Below are 3,198 nucleotides of genomic sequence, written 5' to 3' on the forward strand. Positions count from 1 at the left end.
TGGCGCCGCGATCGATTTGACGCCCGACGCGCGCAATCGCCGCTTAAGTTCCAAACAGAATGGCGCACTACACTAGGTGCATCCCGGACGGGTCGACGATGATGACCCCGATTTCTCATGTGATGGGCTTCATGCCATGTGCGGCATAGCCGGGTATATCATGCGCGACGGCGCCAGGTCGGACCCCCGTGAGTTGGGGCACATGGTCGATGCCCTCGCTCATCGCGGCCCGGACGATCGCGGTATCCACACGCGCGGACCTGTCGGGCTGGCCCAGGTCCGTCTATCCATCATCGGATTGGCGACCGGGCACCAGCCCATGGTGGCGGAGAACGGGCAGCTCGCCCTGGTCGCAAACGGCGAGGTCTACAACTACCTGGAGCTGAACGCCCTGCTCCGCAAGGAGGGATGCCCCCCCCGCACCGGCTCGGACTCCGAAACCATTCTCAACGCCTATGCAATCCACGGCATGGACTTCCTCTCGGAGCTGCGCGGCATGTACGCCTTTGCCTTGGATGACGGAAAGAAGGGCCACACGATACTGGCGCGCGACCGACTGGGAATCAAACCCCTCTTCTACGTGCGCCTGCCGGACAGGATCGCCTTCGCCTCCGAGATCAAGGCGCTTCTCAGGATCTTGCCCGAACGCGCGGAGCTGGTACCGGCGGCACTGCGACAGTTTCTCCGGAACCAATACAGCAGTGGCGAGGATACCCTTTTTGAGGGTATCAAACGGGTCTTGCCAGGACAGGCGCTGATTATCGACCGGGCACTCAAGATCACGCCCCGGCGCTATTGGTCCGCGGCGCATGTAGCACCGCGGAACCTAGGTCCTGATGAGGCCCGCGAGGCGCTGGGTCTCCTCATGGATGCCGCCATGCGCGAGCATATGCGCTCCGACGTACCGATCGGGCTCTTCCTGTCCGGGGGGGTCGACTCCGCGGTGTTGGCGGCCATGCTCCACGAGTTGGGGGCCGGTCCCGTACGCAGCTTCTCGGTCGGTTTCAGGGACACGACCATGGCCGACGAGCTGGACGCGGCCGCCCGCATCGCCACCCATTTTGGGCTCGATCACACCCCGTTGCGGCTGGATTTGGGGCGTGTCTTCGGGCGTATCCCGCATACCATCTGGGCAGCGGACGAGCTGATGCGCGACTACGCCTGTCTGCCGACGTCTATCCTGGCCGAGACGGCCGGCGAGCATCTCAAGGTAGTCTTTTCCGGGGAGGGTGGAGACGAGGTCTTTGCGGGTTATCGCCGCTATTCTCCGCGTCTGCCCGAACGCTGGTTCAAGGGTATGGTCAGACCCGGTAGCGGGGGCTTTCGGACCCGCGGGCAATGGAGCCGGCATTGGCGGCGGCGTCTATTCGGCTCCGCGCTGAGCACCCTGAGCCAAGTGGAACGGGAGCCCGTCTTACGGGCGTGGCGGGAATCGCCCCCGGCCTGGAGTGATCTGCAACGTCGGCAATACGTGGATCTGAGCACGGCGCTGCCGGACAATCTGTTGGTCAAGACGGACCGAATGCTCATGGGCTTCGGCGTGGAAGGGCGGGTGCCCTTCCTGGATCACCGGATCGTCGAGTTCGGCCTGTCACTGCCGGACGGGCTGAAGGTGCGCGGTCACAAGGGTAAGTGGCTGCTGAAGCAATGGGCGGAAACCCGCCTGCCCGCGGGGCACCTGAAGCGGCCCAAGCGCGGCTTCCATGTACCCGTAGGTGACTGGCTTCATAGCGAGAGGCTGCTCCGACTCGGCGACCGGTTGGTGAGGAATCGCGGCATCCGCGACTGGTTCAAGACCGAGGCCGTAGGGGAGCTGATCGGTGCCGGTCGGGCCGGACGCGGGGTCTCCCGCGAGCTCTGGGGGCTGATGCAGTTTGCCATCTGGCACCGCCTCTTCATCGAGCAGCCGGGGCTCAAGCCGGCTCCGGACGAGGAAGACCCCCTGGAATGGATCGCGTCCCCGCCATGACCGACCCCAAGCGTATCGCCTGCTTCTTCTCCACCTCCGGGCACAGCGGGGTCGACCGGGCCGCCAAGCACCTGATACCGGCGCTTGCCCGGCGCGGATATCGCGTCGACCTACTCAAGGTGCGCCGCCATGGGCCCGAGCTGCCGGAGGTCCCGGCGGGCATCGAGGTCATCGACCTGGGCTCACGCCATACTTATGGCTGTGTGCCTGGAATCGTAGGCTATCTGCGCCGCAAACGGCCGGTGGTTATGCTGTCCGATAAGGACCGGGTCAACCGCACGGCCCTCTTCGCTCGGTTCCTGGCCGGGGTCCGGGCCCGGTTGGTCTTCAGCTCGGGAACGACCATCTCCATCGATTTGGCTACCCGTGGCCCGCTGGAACGCTGGATCCAAAGAAGCTCCATGGGCCGGCTGTACCCTTATGCGGATCGGGTGATCGTTACCAGCGCCGGAGTCGCCGATGACATGGCCGCTTACACCGGCCTGGCGCGGGGGCACATCCGGGTGGTGCCATCGCCGGTGGTCCCGCAATCCTTGTTCGAGGTCACCCTGCCGAGACCGGATCATCTCTGGTTTGGCGACCCGAGCGTCCCCCTCATTCTGAGCGCAGGGGAGCTCTGCGCGCGCAAGGACTTCGAGACTCTGATTCGGGCCTTTGCCCGGGTCCGTGCTCAACGCCCCTGCCGGCTCATGATCCTGGGACGCGGCAACTACCGCGAACGACTCTTGTCCTTGGCCGGGGAGTTGGGTATTGCGGAGGACTTCAGCCTGCCGGGCTTCCTACCCGAGCCTTATGCCTATATGGCTCACGCGGACTTGTTTGCCTTCACCTCGCGTTGGGAGGGGCTCGGATTCGTACTGATCGAAGCGCTGGCCCTGGGAACGCCTGTGGTCTCCACGGATTGTCCGAGCGGACCACGCGAAATCCTCACCGGCGGACGTTATGGAACCCTGGTCCCGGTGGGCGACGACGCGCTTCTGGCCGCGGCCATTGCCGCGACCCTCGCCGCTCCCTTGCCGGGGGAGGTGCTCAAACGGGCGGCCCTGCCATACGAGATCGAGGTCAGCACGGATGCCTATCTCGAAGCCATGGGTTTGCCGCGTCGATGTCCGGTGGGGTAGCGGCCCCTTCGCTGACGAAGACGATACGCTCCCTAGGGGGTGTTCTCAAACGAACCGCACCGAAGAACCACGGATGGACACAGATAAACACGGATCACAATCGGTGTT

General features: G+C 64.8%; 2 protein-coding genes. Both read left to right on the plus strand.

From position 1 onward, the window contains the following. The first annotated feature begins 136 nt into the window (after window positions 1-136). Window positions 137-1,969 (plus strand): asparagine synthase (glutamine-hydrolyzing), encoded by a 1,833-nt coding sequence (gene asnB / locus BQ17_RS12735; RefSeq protein WP_089727635.1) that lies wholly within the window; start codon window positions 137-139, stop codon window positions 1,967-1,969. Continuing rightward, on the plus strand, window positions 1,966-3,090 hold the full coding sequence (locus BQ17_RS12740; protein WP_089727637.1) for a glycosyltransferase: 1,125 nt from the start codon (window positions 1,966-1,968) through the stop codon (window positions 3,088-3,090). Before asnB ends, BQ17_RS12740 begins: the two co-directional genes overlap by 4 nt. Window positions 3,091-3,198 lie beyond the last annotated feature (108 nt).

The sequence above is a fragment of the Candidatus Thiosymbion oneisti genome (assembly GCF_900092655.1).
In the GTDB taxonomy this organism is placed as follows: domain Bacteria; phylum Pseudomonadota; class Gammaproteobacteria; order Chromatiales; family Chromatiaceae; genus Thiosymbion; species Thiosymbion oneisti.

Coding starts and splice junctions, on each gene's coding strand:
- BQ17_RS12740 (WP_089727637.1), top strand. CDS start 1,966: ATGACCGACCCCAAGCGTATCGCCTGCTTCTTCTCCACCTCCGGGCAC.
- asnB (WP_089727635.1), top strand. CDS start 137: ATGTGCGGCATAGCCGGGTATATCATGCGCGACGGCGCCAGGTCGGAC.